The following is a 15903-nucleotide window of genomic DNA, read 5'->3' on the forward strand; positions in this document are numbered from 1 at the left end:
GCGGGCCCCGAGGNAAAGGCTCGGCCCGGCCGCTCACTCCCTCCGTTCCAGGAGGGCCACCGGATAGTCGGCCAGGAGGTCGGACAGCCTCGGCGCGACCAGGCCGCCGGCGGCCGGGGCCTCCACCTCGCGGCCGCTGAGCAGGTCCCGCCAGCGCCCCGGGCCCGATGGGAGCGGGAGGACCGTGTCCCTCCACCCCCCGTCCGCCTCCAGCGCCACCGGGAGGCGGGTGGCCACCGCGGCGGCCCCCAGGCCGGGCCCCCGGGCGAAGGCGACCGCGTGTCCGGCCGCGCACCCCTCGGCGCGCAGGGGCAGGTACCCGCGCAGGTCCCGGCGGCGGCGCAGGCGCAGCGCCTGGCGCACCACGTGCATCTTCGCCTCCCCCGAGGCGTCCACCGGGGGGCGCCGCCCCGACTCCAGCCGCTCCAGCAGCACCTCCCGGGCGGTGAAGTCGACCGGGCGCCGGTTGTCGGGGTCCACCAGCGACAGGTCCCACAGCTCGGTGCCCTGGTACACGTCGGGGACGCCCGGCATGGCCAGCTGCACCAGCTTCTGCCCGAGTGCGTTGCTCCACCCGTGCGGCCGGATCCGGGACACCAGGCCCTGGACGCCGACCGTGATGCGCCGGTCGGAGAGCACCCGCTCGGGCCAGGCCCGCACCTCCTCCTCGAAGGCGGGGTCCGGGTCGGTCCAGGACGTGGCCGCCTTCGCCTCGCGCGCCGCCTTGAGCAGGTGCTCGCGCAGCCGCACCGCGCTGATCGGCCACGCCCCCACCAGGGTCTGCCAGGCGAGCAGGTTCAGTGACGGCTCGCTCAGCCCGCGGCGGACGGTCCACTCGCGCACCGCGGCCGCGAACTCCTCGGGGATCTCCGTGAGGACCGCCAGGCGCGCGCGCACGTCCTCGGAGCGCTTGGTGTCGTGGGTGGACAGCGTGGTCATGCCGTGCGGCCGGGCCGTCTCCCTGCGGGCCTGGGCGGTGTGGAAGGCGCCGACGGACACCCCGAACCCGGCCGGGTCGCCGCCGACCTCGTTGAGCGCGATGAACCGCGTCGCCCGGTAGAAGGCGGTGTCCTCCACCCCTTTGGCCGTCACCATGCCGCTGGTCTGCTGGATGCGCACGGCGGCCTCGCCACCGGGGTCGCCGCGCACCAGGCGGTCGATCAGCGCCAGCTCGGCGGCGGCCTCCGGCACGCGCTCGCGGGCGCGCCGCACCGCCTCGGCCCACCGGCCGAGCCCCTCGGGAAGGTAGGTGCGGTACACGGGGAAGGCGGCCAGCAGTTCGGCCACGGCCCGGACGGTGGCCTCCGCGGGGCCGCGGCCCCCCGCCCCGCGTTCGTCCGCGCCGCCGGCTTCCCCTCCGGCCTCCGCGGCGGCCGCGCGCTCGACGGCCGAGGCGATGCGGCGGGTCTCCGCCGCCAGCACCTCGGTGGCCGCCCGGCGCTTGCACTCCTCCTCCACCCGGCGCGGGTCCCCCGGCGCCCCCAGCTCCTCGGCCAGGCGGGTCAGCGGCCCCTCCGCCCGCGGGTCGACGAACAGCCCGCACACCTCGCGCGCGGCGTCGTAGCCGGTGGTGCCCTCGACCGGCCAGCTCGCGGGCGCCTCCTCCCCCGGCGCCAGGATCTTCTCCACCGCGATCCACCCGCCGAACCGGTCCCGCAGGCGGCGCAGGTACCCGCCGGGGTCGGCCAGCCCGTCGGGGTGGTCCACCCGCAGACCGGTCACCTCCCCCGCGTCGGCCCAGCGCAGCACCTCCCGGTGGACCCGCTCGAACACCCACGGGTCCTCCACCCGCAGCGCCGCCAGGTCGGACACGTCGAAGAACCGGCGGTAGGACATGGCCTCGCGGGAGCGGCGCCAGGACACCAGGCGGTAGTGCTGCGCCCGGTGCACCTGCTCCGGATCGGCCTCCCCGTCGTGGGGGACGGTGCCCTCGGCCACCGGGTAGCGGCGCCCGTCCAGTTCCAGGTGCCCCCCGCGCAGGACCAGGCGGGACAGCGCCGTCCGCCCGCCGTCGCCGTCGTCGGGCAGCACCGGAAGCTCCAGCGGGCCGCGCTCCCAGTCGATGTCGAAGCAGCGGGCGTGCACGGCGCGGGGACCGTCCCGCAGCACCTCCCACCACCAGGCGTTGGCCTCGGGCAGGGCCACCGACATGTGGTTGGGGACGATGTCCGCCACCAGCCCCATGCCCAGGGCCCGCAGCCGCGCCGCCAGCGCGGCGCGCGCCTCCTCCCCGCCCAGGTCGGGGCAGACCCGGCGGGGGTCGGTCCAGTCGTAGCCGTGGGTGGAGCCGGGGGCGGCGAGCAGGGGGGCGGTGTAGACCGCCCCCACCCCGAGCCGGTGCAGGTAGGAGGCGGTGTCGGCGGCATCGCGAAGGCCGCCCGCAGGGCGCATCTGCAGGCGGTAGGTCGACGTCGGCGCGGTCGGTCCGTGGCTGCTCATCTGCACTCCTTGGTGCCCGCGTGCGCGCGGCCGGTAACCGTGCCATCGGTCCCGGGGCTAGGCTTTCCGGCACCGGCCGCTCCCGCCGGCCGGCGCCCGCCGCACGACCGCCACCCGACCGCACGGAAGGCCTCCCCTTGTCCGAAGCGACCGACCGCCCGACCGTCCTGCTGCTGAACGGCCCCAACCTCGGCCTGCTGGGCCGCAGGGACCCCGCCACCTACGGCTCCNCGCTGGGGGCCGAGCTGGGGGCCGAGGTGCGGTGCGCGCAGAGCAACCACGAGGGCGAACTGGTCGACCTCGTGCACGGCGCCGCCGACCTCGACGGCATCGTCGTCAACCCGGGCGCCTTCGCCCACTACAGCATCGCGCTGCGCGACGCGGTGGACGCGGTGGACACGCCCTGCGTGGAGGTCCACATCTCCAACGTCTACGCGCGCGAGGAGTTCCGGCACACCTCGGTCACCGCGCCGGTGATGCAGGGCTACATCGCGGGCTGCGGGGCGTTCGGCTACGAGCTGGGGCTGCGCGCCGTCCTGGAGCGCATCCGCCAGGCCCGCGACCGGGCCTGACGGGTTCCCGGGCCGGGTGAGCCCATCACCACACCGGCCCGGTTCGGCGCGGCGCGCCACCAGTTGTTAAATTCTTCGACGTCGTTCGTTCAGCCGCGCCGGTGCGCCGTGCCCGGAACCGTCCGACGGGCCGTACCGTGCCCGACAGGGGGCGGCCGCCGGAACGCCGCCGAGGCGCCCACCAGGGGAGAACACCACAGCCATGCGCATGCGTCCGTCCAGCCGCCGCGCCTGCCTCGCGGCCGCCCTGTCCGGGGCCGTCGCCCTGACCACGGGGTGCGGGAGCGACAACGCCGTGCGCGGCAACGACCCGATCCCGGTGCCCGAGAACATGGCCTGCTTCGACGGCACCCTGTCCGGTGCGGGCTCCAGCGCCCAGGAGAACGCGATGACCACGTGGATCGCGGGCTACCAGACCTCCTGCGAGGACGCGCTGGTCTTCTACGACGCGATCGGGTCGGGCGGCGGCCGCAGCCAGTTCCTCGACGGCGCGGTCGCCTTCGCCGGGTCCGACGCCGCGCTGGACCCCGTCGAGCACGAGGAGGCGGTGGGGCGCTGCGACTCCTCCGAGGCGGTGAACATCCCCGCCTACGTGGTCCCGATCGCGGTCGTGTTCAACCTGGAGGGCGTGGAGGAGCTGAACCTGGCGCCAGCCACCATCGCGGGCATCTTCAAGGGCGACATCACGACGTGGGACGCCCCCGAGATCGCCGAGGACAACCCGGACGCCGACCTGCCGGACATGCCCATCACACCGGTCTCGCGCTCGGACGAGTCGGGCACCACGGAGAACTTCACCGAGTACCTGCACAGCACCGCCTCGGACACCTGGACCTTCGATCCCGGCGGCCAGTGGCCGCTGCCCCCGGTCGAGGCCGCACAGGGCAACAGCGGCATCGCCGAGGCGGTGTCCGGCGGTGAGGGCACCATCGGCTACGTGGAAGCTTCCCACGTGGGGCACATGTCGGCGGCGCGCGTCGGCGTGGGCGAGGAGTTCGTGGAGCTGTCCCCGGAGTCGGCGGCCAAGGTGGTGGCCGACGCCCCCGAGCGCGAGGGGTCGAGCCGCTACGACCACGCGCTGGAGCTGGACTACGGCACGACCGAGAAGGGTGTCTACCCGATCGTCCTGGTCAGCTACCAGGTCGCCTGCATGGACTATGAGGACGAGACCAGGGGCGAGCGGGTGCGGGACTTCCTGAGCTACGTCATCAGCCCTGAGGGCCAGGAGGCGGCGTCCGCCGAGACCGGGTCGGCGCCCCTGCCCGAGGAGATCCGCGAGGACCTGCAGGCGACCCTGGACGCCATCGGCACGGGCGAGGGCTAGCCCTTCAGTTGGAGATCCTCACCTCTGCGGTAGTTCGTCGATCTCCCGGGTACTGCAACGACAGGTCGGTCGAGGACCCGGTGGACGCCGACCACACGACAGGGGCGGACACGTCCCCGGGCCCGCCTGCCGGGCGGCGGGGTCGCAGGGGCGTCGGGTCGTGTCCGTGTCCGGCACCGTGGTCCGGCTTGCGCCCGCTCCCGTGCCGGCCCCGGGAGAAGCCGGCCCTGGAACCGCGCCTGCAGGGCCGTTCCCCTTTCCGTTGTTGATCTCGGGGAAGTCGGGGTTGTACCGGCCGGTATAGGGCCGACTTTCCCGAGATCAACAACGCGGCCCGCCCGCGGGGCCCGCTGTGGCGGGCCGGGTCAGCGGATGAAACGCAGAGGGTTCGCACAGAGGCGGCGCACCCGGGCCACGGCGCCGCCGATCCCCGCCGCCAGGGCCCGCAGGCGCCCCTGCCCGACCCCTTCCCTATCGGGTCCCCCGCGCAGGGAGCGGTCGTCGTCCGGGACGGCGTCCTCGTCGGCGCCGTACCCCTCGGGCTCTGCGGCCCCTCCCCCGCCGTCGGCCTCGGCGGCGGTTCCGGTCCGCAGCGGTTCGGAGCGGTAGTGGCAGGCCTCCGGGTCGGTGAGGTCCACCAGCGTGCCCTCACCCGCCCGGATGCGGTAGCGCCCGTGCACCTCGGCGACGACGTCGGCCGCCCGCTCCCCCTCGCAGCGCTCGCGCAGCGCCCGCGTGAGCGCGCGGGTGCGCCAGAGCCGGACGCCGGAGCCCGGTGTGGGGGCGGCCTCGGGGACGAGTTCGACGATCCCGGCCTGCGCCCGCTCGGCGCGGGCGGTCAGCAGTCCGAGCGTTCCGGGGGCCAGGCCCCAGGCGACGGGGAGCTGGAGCAGGAAGGGCGAGGGGAAGCCGGTCCGGGGCGGGTCCGGCACGAAGCGCACCCGCGCGTCCGCCAGGTAGGCGGCCTGGATCAGGCGCAGTTCCAGCAGCGCCTCCTCGGAGACGCGCTCCCCCTCCCAGTCGGCGACCAGGTCGACGCCGACGTCGGGCTCGCCGGCGTCCAGCAGCCGGTCGACGCACCCGCGCACCATGTCGTAGTCGGCGCCGCCGATGTCGACGACCGCGCGGACACGCGGCGGGTGCGGCCCGCCCCGGTGCCCGGTGGCCAGGGCCGGGGCGGCGTCGCCGGTGGACCAGGCGGGCGCGTCGCGGTCGGCCAGGAACAGGGCTCCGGCGTTCCAGAGCCGGTCGGCCAGCTCGGCCTCGCCGAAGGGGGCGTCGCCGTCGGCGGCGGCCCGGTAGAAGGCGCTGCGCACGGCGCATGCGGCGCGAGTGAACGCCAGGCGGGCGCGGCCGTCGGCCTCGGCCAGGTCGCCGGTGGCGTCCAGCAGGGCGTCGCGGTCGGCGCAGGCGCCCTCACCGCCCAGGGCGTCGGCCATGCCGCCGGACAGGGCCATGACCGCCACGTCCGCGGGGTCGGCGGGGGCGTCCTGGGCCCAGAGCACGTCGGCCAGGGTCACGCAGTCGGGGCGCATGTGGTGCCAGCGGGCGTGCGTCTCGGCGTAGAAGGGGTCGACGAGCATGCCGGCGTCGAGCCAGCACAGGATGTCGCCCTCGGCGAGCCGGGCGCCCAGGGCGCGTGCGGCCGCGGCCCCGGTGCCCGCGGGGACCCGTTCGACGCGGACGCTCTCGCCCGGGTCGGCGGGCACCGGGACCCTGTCCGCGGCGATGACGACCACGTCGAGCAGGTGCGCGGGGTAGGTCTGGACCGACAGCGCCGCCAGGGTCAGGTCCAGGCGCTCGCCGCCGAGGGCGGTGACCACGGCGCCGACCGCCAGACGGGGCGTCCAGGACCCCGGATCGGGCGGGTGGAGGCCGGTCCAGTCGTTGCGGAAGGCCCGCGCCCGCCCCGGCCGGCCGCGGTCGGCGGGGCGCACACCTGCGGGCTGCGACGCTGAGTGGCGATGTGGCAACACATAGTCACTATACCGGCACGGAGGGTCATAATCGCGGAAGGCGCGGAAGACATGCCCCGAATCCCGCCCATTCACATCGCCGGGCCCCGCTCATCCCCGATGCCGCACATGCACCCCAGGACGGGGAAGGGCCCCGCTTGACGCCGCCGGCCTCGGCCACACGGGCCACACGGGCCCATGGTCGCACGGCCGCCCTTCCAGAGCAGCGGAACCGTGCAGGGCCGCGGCCCCCTCACCGGGCACACGACGGCCGGCGCCACTGTGGCTTTCGGAAATCGTCCAGGGCCGCTTGCAGGGCGCTCGGCTCCCGCACATCGATAGTGGTGGAATCGCCACGATCAGCGGCTTGAAGTGGTGAATCCACCACTATCGATCGCCGGTCCCGCTTTCGGCCGGTCGCATGCCGCGTGAGGGGGCCGTCATTCTGACGGCCCCCGGGTGGGCCCTCGCCGTGGCCGCGTCTTCGGGGTCCGGCCTGGTCGCGGCTCCTCGGAACGTCGCTCTCGACGAGGAGGCCGCCTGCCCCGCCCGCTACGCCCGGGGGGCAGGCGGTCTCCGGGGAGGGGCTCAGCTCTTGTCGGTATCGGTCTCCAGATGGGTGCACACCCACAGGCCCTCCTTCCGCACCACGCGGAAGGCCAGGGCCCGGTGGCGGCGCCCGCACCGCACCAGTGCCGCCACCTCGGCCACCGCGGGGCCCTGGCACCGGACCCAGGTGCGCAGGACGCGCGGGCGGGTGCGTTCGCGGAAGACGCCGGCCCTGCGGCACAGCAGCGAGTACGGGCGCGGGTCGAGCAGGGGCTCCACCTGGACCGGCGCGCGCTCGCCCGCCAGGACCTCGGCGGTGAGCTGGGCCAGTCGGGACACCTGGCGAGCCGACCAGGCTCCCTGGACACGCTGGCAGCGGATCGCGGACGGACGCCGGGGCGGATGCAGTCGCGGCATTTCCAGCTCCTCTCGGGCACCGACGGGAGCGGGGAGGCGGCTCGGAGCCGCGCCCGTCACAGATACAGAGGCCGCGGCCACCGCCCGTTGCCACATGGAATTCCAGCTTTTTCGCCGGGCACCGCGCGTTCGGCCTTCCGGTCGGCCCGGGAAGCGGGATCAGCGCCGCCCTGATCCCGATCGCCGCCCCGGCCCGGGGCCCATGGGGCGATGGCGGTACCGCCGACACGGCGGCCACGGCGGGTGCCGGGCCCGGACCGGTCAGGCGAACAGCGCGGAAGGCACGCCTCAGGGGACGCCCGGCCCCCGCCCCCGCACCGCGCGTTCGCCTTCGGGGGTGGTGCGGGCCGCCGGGCGGTGGTGTCCGTGTCGCCGCAGAACGGCATACTTCTGGGTGTGACTCACCGCTACCTCGATCTCCCCGTCCCCATCGGGCTGGCGCACCGGGGCGGGTGGCTCTTCGACGCCGCCGGGAACGCGCGCACCGAGCTGGAGAACACCGCGGCCGCCTTCCAGCACGCGGTCGACCTGGGCTACCTCTACCTGGAGACCGACGTGCACGCCACCCGGGACGGCGTGCTCGTGGCCTTCCACGACGAGACCCTGGACCGGGCGACCGACCGCTCCGGCGCCATCGCCGACCTGCCCTCCACCGAGGTCGCCCGGGCCCGGGTGGGCGGCGGCGAGCCGGTCCCGCTGCTGGAGGACCTGCTGGACGCCTGGCCGCAGGCCCGCTTCAACATCGACGTCAAGGCCGACGGCGCCGTGGAGCCCCTGGCCGGGGTGCTCGACCGCACCGGCGCCTGGGACCGGGTCTGCCTCGGCTCGTTCGACCAGGCCCGGCTCGACCGCGTCCGCCGGACCATGGGCCCCCGCGTGGCCACCTCCTGCGGCCCCGTCGACGTCGCCCGGCTGCGCGTCGCCTCGCTCCACCCCGCGCTGCGCCCGCTCGCCCGCCGCGGCGTGCAGTGCGTGCAGATCCCCATGCGCATGCACGGCTTCCCCGTGCTCAGCCGCGACCTGATCGCCACCGCCCACCGGCTGGGCATGCAGGTGCACGTGTGGACCGTCAACGACACCGGCGTGATGGCGCGCCTGCTCGACGCCGGGGTGGACGGCATCGTCACCGACAACACCACCGGGCTCCGCGACGTCCTCAGGGCCCGCGGCGCCTGGCCGCCCGCCGGAGGCGACCCCGTCCCCCCCGCCGACGACCAGGACGGATCCCGCACCAGATGACCTCCGCCGCCCCCACCCCCGCACCCGGCAACGCCCCCTCCCCCGATCCGGCCCAGCGCAAGCGGGAGCAGCGCGGCTGGTACCTGTACGACTGGGCCAACCAGGTGTTCATCACCTCGGTGGTCACCGTGCTCATCGGCCCCTACCTGAGCGGCCTGGCCTGCGCCGCCGCCGGGGCGCCGGACACCACCGTGTGCACCGGCGGCCCCTACTACGTGTATCCGCTGGGCATCAAGCTGCACGCCAACGCCCTGTACCCGGCGGTGACCACCACCGCGATCCTGCTGCAGATCCTGCTGCTCCCGGCGGTGGGCGCCCTGGCCGACCGCTCCCGGCACAAGAAGCGGTGGCTGTTCTGGCTGGCCTTCACCGGCTCGGTCGCCGTCAGCGCCCTGTACCTCGCCGGCGACCGCTGGCTGCTCGCCTCGGCCCTGTTCCTGGTCGCCAACGTCGTCTACGGCGCCTCCCTGGCGGTCTTCAACTCCTTCCTTCCCGAGATCGCCACCCCCGACGAGCGCGACCGGGTCTCCAGCACCGGGTGGGCCCTGGCCTATCTGGGCGGGGCCACCATGCTCGCCGCCCATCTGGCGCTGGTGCTGATGGCCGACGACCTGGGCGTGGGCCAGGCCGACGCGGTCCGCATCGCCTTCGCCTCTGCCGGTGTGTGGTGGGCCGGGTTCACCGTGCTGGCGCTGCGCCCGCTGCGCAACCGCTACACCGACCTGGCGCTCACGGCCGGCCGCCCCACGGCCAAGCTGACCGTGCTGCAGTTCGCGCACACGGTGAAGGGGATGCGCCACCACCCGCAGACGCTGCTGTTCCTGCTGGCGTTCATCCTGTTCAACGACGGCATCCAGGCCGCCGTGCGCTACGCCGCCCCGTTCGCCACCCAGGACCTGGGCATCGGCCAAGAGGTCATGATGGGCACGATCCTCATGATCCAGTTCGTGGCGTTCGGCGGCGCCCTGCTGGTCGGCGCGCTGGCGCGGGTGACCGGCCCCAAGAACGCCGTGCTGGCCACCCTGGCCGTGTGGTGCGTGCTGGTGACGCTGGGCTACCTGCTGCCGGCCGGGGAGCCGGTGCTGTTCATGGCGCTGGGCGTGGGCATCGCCCTGGTCCTGGGCGGGTCCCAGGCCCTGGCCCGCGCGCTGTTCTCCCAGCTCATCCCCAGCGGCCGGGAGGCCGAGTACTTCGCGGTCTACCAGATCAGCGACCGGGGGTCGACGTTCCTGGGCTCGCTGGCGGTGACGGTGGCGGTGACGCTCACCGGCGGCTACCGGGTGGCGATCTTCTCCTTGATCGCCTTCTTCATCATCGGCGGGTTCCTGCTGTGGAAGACCGACTTCCGCAAGGGCATCCGCGACGCCGGCAACGAAGTGCCCGAACGGCTCTGAGGCGGGTGCGGCCGCGGGGCGCGCCCCGCGGCCGCACCCGCTCACCCCTTGACCGCGCCCCGGGTGACCCCTTCGACGAAGCTGCGCTGGAAGACCAGGTAGACCACGACGATGGGGGCGATGACGATGAGGCTCGCCGCGGCCAGCAGGGGCACGTCGGTTCCGTAGCGCCCCACGAACAGCCCCAGGCCGGTCGGCGGGGTGCGCATCGACGGGTCCTGCATCATCACCAGCACCAGCAGGAACTGGTTCCACGACCACATGAACACCAGCACCGCCAGGGTGGTCACGGCGGGCCCGGAGAGCGGCATCAGCACCCGCCAGAGCACGGTCGCGTTGCCGGCCCCGTCCATGCGGGCGGACTCCACGAGCTCCCGGGGAACCCCCGAGAAGTGCGACTGCATCCAGTAGACGCCGAACGGCAGGAACAGGGCGGCCTCGGCCATGACCACGCCGGTGTAGGAGTCGGTCAGGCCGACCTCGCGCAGGTTGTAGTACAGGGCGATGACCAGCAGCTCGACCGGGACGGTGAGGCCCAGCACGAACCCCAGGGACAGGGCCCGGCCGCCGCGCACCTTCAGCACCCCCAGCGCGAACCCGGCCGTCGTGGCCGGCAGGACGGTCAGCGGGACCACCGCCCCGCTGATGATCAGCCCCGAGCGCATCAGGTCCCCGAAGCCGCCGGCCTCCCAGGCCAGGGCGAAGTTCTCCCAGGACCACCGGTCGGGCAGGGCGGCCCCGGCGACCTGGGCCCCGGCCGGGTGCAGGGCCGCCAGGACGATGCCGGCGAAGGGCAGGAGCACGAGCACGGCCAGGAGGTTGAGCAGTCCGTAGCGCAGGGCCGTGCCCAGAGCGCTCTGCCCCATGGGGCCTGCCCCGCTCATGCGTCCTCCCGGGTCAGCAGGCGGATCGCGCCGACGAACACCGCGACGAGCACGGTCAGGACGACCGCCAGCGCACTGGCGGCGCCGATGTCGCCCTCGTTGAAGGCCAGCCGGTACACCAGAAGCGCCGGAACGTTGGTCGCCCCGGCGGGACCGCCGTCGGTGGTGACGAACACCAGGTCGAAGCCGGCCAGGGCGGCGATGGTGGTGATGACCCCGGCGATGCCGATCTCCTTGCGCAGCCCGGGGAGGGTGACGCTGAGGAAGCGGCGGGCCGGCCCCGCCCCGTCGATGGCGGCGGCCTCGTGCAGGGCCGCGTCGACCTTCTGCGCCCCGCTGATGAACAGCACCATGCACAGGCCGCTCATGCACCAGGTGCCGATCAGCCCCAGGGCCGCGAGCGCGGTGTTCTCGTCGCCCAGCCAGGCCCGCGCATGGTCCCCGAGCCCGACCGCCCCCAGGAACCGGTTGACCATCCCGTCCTCGCTGTACATCCAGCGCCAGGTGGTGCCCACGGCCACCAGCGGCAGGACCTGCGGCAGGAAGAACACCACCCGGTAGAAGGCGGCCCCGCGGCGCGCCCTGCCGGCGATCAGGGCCGTCATCACCAGCCCCAGGGCGATCGGCAGGACGGTGAAGAAGACGATAAGCAGCAGCGCGTTGAGGATCGCCCGGCCCAGCAGCGGCTCGGTCACCACCCGCAGGAAGTTGTCGACACCGGCCCAGGCCGGCGGCGCCACCCCGTCCCAGTCCAGGAACGAGAACTGCAGGGTGCTGACGGCCGGGTAGACGGCGAAGCCCACGTAGACCAGCACCGCCGGCAGCAGGTAGGGCCAGGCGCCCGTCCCCACCCGGCCCGGGCGCGGGCTCCCGGCCCGGGGGCCGCGCTCGGAGCGGCGCGCGGGGCGGGGGCGCGGGGCCGCCGGGGCGCCCTCACTCATGCTCGTCCTCCCATTCCTCCTGGAGGGAGGCGAGGAACTCCTCCTCGGTCCGCACCCCGGCCACCAGCCCCTGGACCCCGGGGGTGAGCCGGTCGATCATCCCGGGGGTGGCGTAGTCGGGGAAGGGCACCAGCCCTTCCGCCTCGATGACCTCGGCGAAGCCGGCGTTGATCTGGCCCATCACCCCCTCCCCCGCCCCGGCCGCCGCCGGGTCGACCGGCATGAACCCGCTCCGGGCCTGGATCCGCGCCGCCTCGTACGTGCCCAGGTAGTCGAGGAAGGCCGCGGCGACGTCGGGGTGCCCGGTCCGGGAGGAGACGGCGTAGGACACGCTGGAGCCCGAGGCCACCGGCGGCTCCCGGCCCGTGGGCCCGGGCATGAGGAAGAAGCCGACGTCTTGGCCCATCTCCTCGGACAGCGCGGCGGCCGCCCAGTTGCCCGTCACCAGGTAGGCGCTCCCGCCCGCGGCGAAGTCGGCCTGGGCGTCCATGTCGGAGGCGGCGTTGGCGCCCTCGGACAGGTAGCCCGCGCGCTCCCACCGGGTCAGGGTGCGCGCGGCCCGCTCGGCGGCCGCGGTCTCGATGGTGGCGCCGGGCGAGCCGTAGACCCAGTCGCGGTAGTCCTGCTGGTCGCCCAGGACGTTGAGCAGCGCGTTCCACAGGTGGAAGCCGCCGACCTCCAGGGCCCCGGCGCCCAGCGGCGTCGTCCCGGTGTCCTCCACCCGCTCCAGGTCCTGCTCGAACTCCTCCAGGGTCGCCGGGGGACCGTCGACGCCCGCCTCCTCCAGCAGCTCGGTGTTGAAGAAGACCCCCAGCACCGACAGCGACCCCGGGACGGCGTACAGGCTGCCGCTGCCGTACTCTCCGGCGTCCTCGCCGGTGCGCAGGGGCTCCAGGGCGCTGGAGGGGAACTCCTCCTGCCACCCGTAGGCCTCGGCGTGCAGGTCCAGGTTCATGATGAGCCCGGCCGGGATCAGCGACCCCATGGCGCCCGGGTTGTACTGGGCGATGTCGGGCGGGTCGTCTGAGGACATGGAGAGCTTGACGGTCGTGACGTAGTCGCGGAACTGCGTCCGCTCCAGCTCGACCGTCACGTTCGGATGGCGCCGGGTGAACCCGTCCACCAGGGCCTTCGTGGGCGGGTCGTCGGCGTAGGCGAGCCTGAGGGTGACGGGCTCGCCGGTGACGGAGGTGGAGGCGGAGTCGGGCGTGTCGTCCTCGCGCACGCTCGTGGACAGCACCGCGCACGAGCCGAGGAGCAGGCAGGGGGGCCCCCCNCCGGCGACATGAGGTGGGCATCGTCCCTCCCCTTCCCTCCCTGCGGAGCGGGGCGCGGCGGACGGGGCGGCGGGCGGCCCGTTCCCGTCACTCACCCCTCGGACGGCTCGGGGCCATGATCGGCCGGACCGGCACCGGTGTACAGGGCCCGGGCCCGGCGGCGCCCGGCGCCACGCGGCCGCCGCACGCGGGATTCCGCCCGGGGCGGGGAGGGTAACTGGAGTGCCAGACGGCAGCGGTGGGCCCCGGGCCGCCGGCAGGGGCCGTGCGCGCCGGGCGCCCGCCGTCCGACCACGACACGAGGGGGAGCAGATGCTGTTCGGCAAGGAGCACGTGGAGCGGTACCGGGAGACCGACGGCGCCGAGGGGCACGACTGGAACGGGACCACGGTCCTCATCCTCACCACCACCGGGCGTTCGTCCGGGCGGCCGCGCAGCACGCCGCTGATCTACCGGACCGACGGGGACTCCTATGTGGTCGTCGCCTCCAACGGCGGCGCCCCGGACCACCCGCAGTGGTACAAGAACCTCCAGGCCGACCCCGAGGCCGGGGTGCAGGTGCGCGGTGACCGCTTCACCGCGCGCGCCCGGACGGCCGATGCCGGGGAGAAGCAGCGCCTGTGGCCGGTGATGGCGGCGACCTGGCCCGACTACGACCAGTACCGGACCAAGACCGACCGCGACATCCCGGTGGTGATCCTGGAACCGGTCTCCTGAGCGGAGCCCCGGGCGTTCTTCGCGGGCCCCGGCCGTCCCGTGGGCCGGTACGGCGCCTGCGGCGTCCCTGCCGGGGCTCACCGCTCCTTCCACCGCTCCAGGAGGCGGTCCAGGTCGTCGGGCTCCGGGGCGGGGGGCGGGGCCATCGGGGCCAGGTAGCGGGCCCCGGCCCGCCCCGGGGCCGCCAGGGTACGTGCCGCGCGCACCGGGGCCTCCCGGGGCGGCGGCTCGTGCCCTCCGTCGTCCGCGGGCGCCGACGGCGGGCCGTACCTGGCCCCCTGGGGCCGGGGGCGGCTGCGCGCCTTGCGCAGGATCCTGCGCAGGCCTCCCCCGCCCTCGCGCCCGCTCCCGCCCGGAGCCGGGCCGGTCCCGGACGGCTCCTCGGCCGGGAAGACCACCGGGAGCCGCCCGGGGCCGCCGGCCCCGCCCCCGGCCGGACGCTCCTCGGGTCCGTCCGGGCGCATCCGCGGCAACCGGTCCAGCAGCGCCTGCACCCCCGCCGCCGCCATCTCCGCAGCCTGCCCGCGGAAGGGGCACCGGTGCTCGCCCGCGCCCCAGGCCAGGTGCGAGCGGTCCCCGAACGCGCGCCCCGCTCCGGCCACGGACGGGTCCCCGTGAGCCGCGGCCAGCGCCACCATCACCGGCTGTCCGCGGCGCATGACGGCGCCGCCGAAGCGCACGTCCCGGGTGCAGTAGCGGCCCGCCACCACGTCGGCCGGCGGGTCCGACCACAGCACCCGCTCCAGCAGCTCGTGCGCCGGGGGGACGGTGCCGCCCGGCGGGTCCCGCAGGAGCACCGACACCGCCCCGGCCACCAGGGCCGCCGTCGGACGCGCCCCGGCCCGCCACAGCCCCTCCAGGGCGCGCGCCGCCTCGGCGTCGGTCAGCGGCCCGTCCTCCCCGGTATGGGCGAGCAGCGCCGAGGCCGTGTCGTCCCCGGGCGTGCGCCGGCGCCGGCGCACGAGCCCGTCGAAGTAGGCGGCGGCCTCGCCGGGGCCGGCGGCGGCCAGCAGCCGCCCGTGGTCGGGGCCGAGTCCGAACAGCCCGTTGAGCGCCATCGACGGCAGCGGGGCGGCGTAGTCGGCGACCAGGTCCCCCTCGCCCCGCGGGGCGAGGGCGTCCAGCAGGAGCCCCGCGGCCCGGCGCACCTCGCCGGTCGTGCGGTCCGGGGTCATCGCGGCCGCCCCGGCCAGCAGGGCCGAGCGCACCCGCCGGTGGCCGGCCCCGTCCGCCGGCACCGCACCCGACCAGGGGCCGGGCGCCCGCCGCGCCCCTTCGGGCGATTCCGCGGCGAAGCGGTCGCGGTCGCGCAGGACGTCCAGAGCGGCACGGTAGCCCAGCACCAGCCAGCCGGGGACGCCGGGCGCCGCCTCCACCGCGACGACCTCCCCCGACCGGGCCCGCAGCTCCTCCCACCGGCGGGTCGGCGCTCCGGCGCCGGCGGCCGTGCCCGCGCCGGTCCCGTGACCGGGCGCGGGGCCGGAAGGGGGCGCGCTTGCGGGGGCGGGGGCGGGGGCGGAGTCCACGGCGACCACCTCGTGCGAGTGCGGGCAGGGCTCCGGTGACACTAGGACCGCCGTGTTTCCGCCGTGCTTCCGCCGGGGCAACTCCGCGAAAAGCCCGGGGCCGTCGATCGCGCCCCGTGACCGGGCGCGGACCGCCCTCACGGACGGTAAGGTGCCCCCGATGCGAGCATCGCGGACCGACCCCCTATCATCGCACGGTTGGACCCCGATCGTCCGGGGAATCTTTGAGACGGACCGGAGCGTTACAACCACGAAGACCGCTAGAGCGCCTGGAGGCATGTAAACGATGGCCGAGCGAGCACTTCGCGGCACGCGGCTCGGGGCGACGAGCTACGAGAACGACCGCAACACCGACCTGGCACCGCGCCAGGAGGTGACCTACGACTGCCCTCGGGGTCATCGCTTCTCCGTCACCTTCGCGACCGAGGCCGAGACTCCTTCGAACTGGGAGTGCCGTTACTGCGGCGAGACCGCCCTGATGGTCAACGGCGAGGAGCCCACGGAGAAGAAGGCCAAGCCCGCCCGGACGCACTGGGACATGCTCCTGGAGCGCCGCAGCGTGGAAGAGCTCGAAGAGGTCCTCGCCGAGCGCCTCGAGCTGCTGCGTGCCCGCCGTCGCGAGGAGCGGGAGCACATGGAGACGATGGCGCAGCGCAAGAGCGCCTGAGG

The 15903-nt window shown here is 75.2% G+C and carries 13 protein-coding genes; 6 read left to right on the forward strand and 7 right to left on the reverse strand.

Annotated features, from left to right (window positions below):
* Positions 1 to 33 precede the first annotated feature (33 nt).
* Positions 34 to 2439 carry a malto-oligosyltrehalose synthase gene (gene treY, locus D450_RS0112965; RefSeq protein WP_017539097.1) on the reverse strand — a complete coding sequence of 802 codons (2406 nt, stop codon included), beginning with the start codon at positions 2437 to 2439 and terminating at the stop codon, positions 34 to 36.
* Between the two features lie 137 nt (positions 2440 to 2576).
* Here treY and D450_RS0112970 point away from each other — a divergent pair, with 137 nt between their 5' ends.
* Positions 2577 to 3011: a type II 3-dehydroquinate dehydratase gene (locus D450_RS0112970; protein WP_017539098.1), complete on the forward strand. Its 435-nt coding sequence runs from the start codon at positions 2577 to 2579 to the stop codon at positions 3009 to 3011.
* A 202-nt stretch (positions 3012 to 3213) separates the two neighbouring features.
* A complete protein-coding gene (gene pstS, locus D450_RS0112975; RefSeq protein ID WP_017539099.1) occupies positions 3214 to 4335 on the forward strand; it encodes a phosphate ABC transporter substrate-binding protein PstS in 1122 nt (373 codons plus the stop codon).
* A 365-nt stretch (positions 4336 to 4700) separates the two neighbouring features.
* Here pstS and D450_RS30110 read toward each other — a convergent pair whose 3' ends face one another.
* Together D450_RS30110 and D450_RS0112985 are read right to left on the reverse strand one after the other, a co-directional pair.
* Positions 4701 to 6272, reverse strand: coding sequence for a hypothetical protein (locus tag D450_RS30110; RefSeq protein WP_051063581.1), 1572 nt, complete (start codon positions 6270 to 6272; stop codon positions 4701 to 4703).
* A 606-nt stretch (positions 6273 to 6878) separates the two neighbouring features.
* Positions 6879 to 7178, reverse strand: a complete 300-nt coding sequence (locus tag D450_RS0112985) for an Rv3235 family protein (protein ID WP_017539100.1) — start codon at positions 7176 to 7178, stop codon at positions 6879 to 6881.
* A 474-nt stretch (positions 7179 to 7652) separates the two neighbouring features.
* Between D450_RS0112985 and D450_RS0112990 the strand changes: the two genes are divergently transcribed.
* Both D450_RS0112990 and D450_RS0112995 read left to right on the forward strand, forming a co-directional pair.
* A complete protein-coding gene (locus D450_RS0112990) occupies positions 7653 to 8495 on the forward strand; it encodes a glycerophosphodiester phosphodiesterase (RefSeq protein ID WP_017539101.1) in 843 nt (280 codons plus the stop codon).
* A complete protein-coding gene (locus D450_RS0112995; protein WP_017539102.1) occupies positions 8492 to 9889 on the forward strand; it encodes an MFS transporter in 1398 nt (465 codons plus the stop codon). The genes D450_RS0112990 and D450_RS0112995 overlap by 4 nt, the downstream gene beginning before the upstream one ends.
* 41 nt (positions 9890 to 9930) lie before the next feature.
* Here the strand turns inward: D450_RS0112995 and D450_RS0113000 are convergent, their stop codons facing one another.
* Genes D450_RS0113000 through D450_RS0113010 form a run of 3 tightly spaced genes read right to left on the reverse strand, consistent with a single transcriptional unit; the run spans position 9931 to position 12939 of the window.
* Entirely contained in the window at positions 9931 to 10755 is an 825-nt protein-coding gene (locus D450_RS0113000) for a carbohydrate ABC transporter permease (protein ID WP_017539103.1), read from the reverse strand.
* Positions 10756 to 10769: 14 nt separating this feature from the next.
* The gene (locus D450_RS0113005) at positions 10770 to 11714 is read right to left on the reverse strand and encodes a carbohydrate ABC transporter permease (RefSeq protein WP_017539104.1); all 945 of its coding nucleotides are present in this window, start codon (positions 11712 to 11714) and stop codon (positions 10770 to 10772) included.
* Positions 11707 to 12939 (reverse strand): ABC transporter substrate-binding protein, encoded by a 1233-nt coding sequence (locus tag D450_RS0113010; protein WP_017539105.1) that lies wholly within the window; start codon positions 12937 to 12939, stop codon positions 11707 to 11709. Before D450_RS0113010 ends, D450_RS0113005 begins: the two co-directional genes overlap by 8 nt.
* Positions 12940 to 13303: 364 nt before the next feature.
* Between D450_RS0113010 and D450_RS0113015 the strand changes: the two genes are divergently transcribed.
* Positions 13304 to 13708, forward strand: coding sequence for a nitroreductase family deazaflavin-dependent oxidoreductase (locus D450_RS0113015; RefSeq protein ID WP_017539106.1), 405 nt, complete (start codon positions 13304 to 13306; stop codon positions 13706 to 13708).
* 77 nt (positions 13709 to 13785) lie between these two features.
* On the opposite strand, the gene D450_RS0113020 is transcribed toward D450_RS0113015, so the two are convergent.
* Complete coding sequence (locus D450_RS0113020; RefSeq protein ID WP_241483142.1) at positions 13786 to 15234, reverse strand: cytochrome P450; 1449 nt, start codon at positions 15232 to 15234, stop codon at positions 13786 to 13788.
* Positions 15235 to 15520: 286 nt separating this feature from the next.
* Between D450_RS0113020 and D450_RS0113025 the strand changes: the two genes are divergently transcribed.
* Positions 15521 to 15901, forward strand: coding sequence for an RNA polymerase-binding protein RbpA (locus D450_RS0113025; protein WP_017539108.1), 381 nt, complete (start codon positions 15521 to 15523; stop codon positions 15899 to 15901).
* Positions 15902 to 15903: the final 2 nt, after the last annotated feature.

The sequence above is a fragment of the Nocardiopsis halophila DSM 44494 genome, assembly GCF_000341245.1.
In the GTDB taxonomy this organism is placed as follows: domain Bacteria; phylum Actinomycetota; class Actinomycetes; order Streptosporangiales; family Streptosporangiaceae; genus Nocardiopsis_A; species Nocardiopsis_A halophila.

What these genes read in the sequence shown, in the direction of transcription:
- D450_RS0113005 (WP_017539104.1), bottom strand. Translation starts at nt 11,714, where the DNA reads ATGAGTGAGGGCGCCCCGGCGGCCCCGCGCCCCCGCCCCGCGCGCCGC.
- treY (WP_017539097.1), bottom strand. Translation starts at nt 2,439, where the DNA reads ATGAGCAGCCACGGACCGACCGCGCCGACGTCGACCTACCGCCTGCAG.
- D450_RS0113000 (WP_017539103.1), bottom strand. Translation starts at nt 10,755, where the DNA reads ATGGGGCAGAGCGCTCTGGGCACGGCCCTGCGCTACGGACTGCTCAAC.
- D450_RS0112995 (WP_017539102.1), top strand. Translation starts at nt 8,492, where the DNA reads ATGACCTCCGCCGCCCCCACCCCCGCACCCGGCAACGCCCCCTCCCCC.
- D450_RS0113015 (WP_017539106.1), top strand. Translation starts at nt 13,304, where the DNA reads ATGCTGTTCGGCAAGGAGCACGTGGAGCGGTACCGGGAGACCGACGGC.
- pstS (WP_017539099.1), top strand. Translation starts at nt 3,214, where the DNA reads ATGCGCATGCGTCCGTCCAGCCGCCGCGCCTGCCTCGCGGCCGCCCTG.
- D450_RS0113025 (WP_017539108.1), top strand. Translation starts at nt 15,521, where the DNA reads ATGGCCGAGCGAGCACTTCGCGGCACGCGGCTCGGGGCGACGAGCTAC.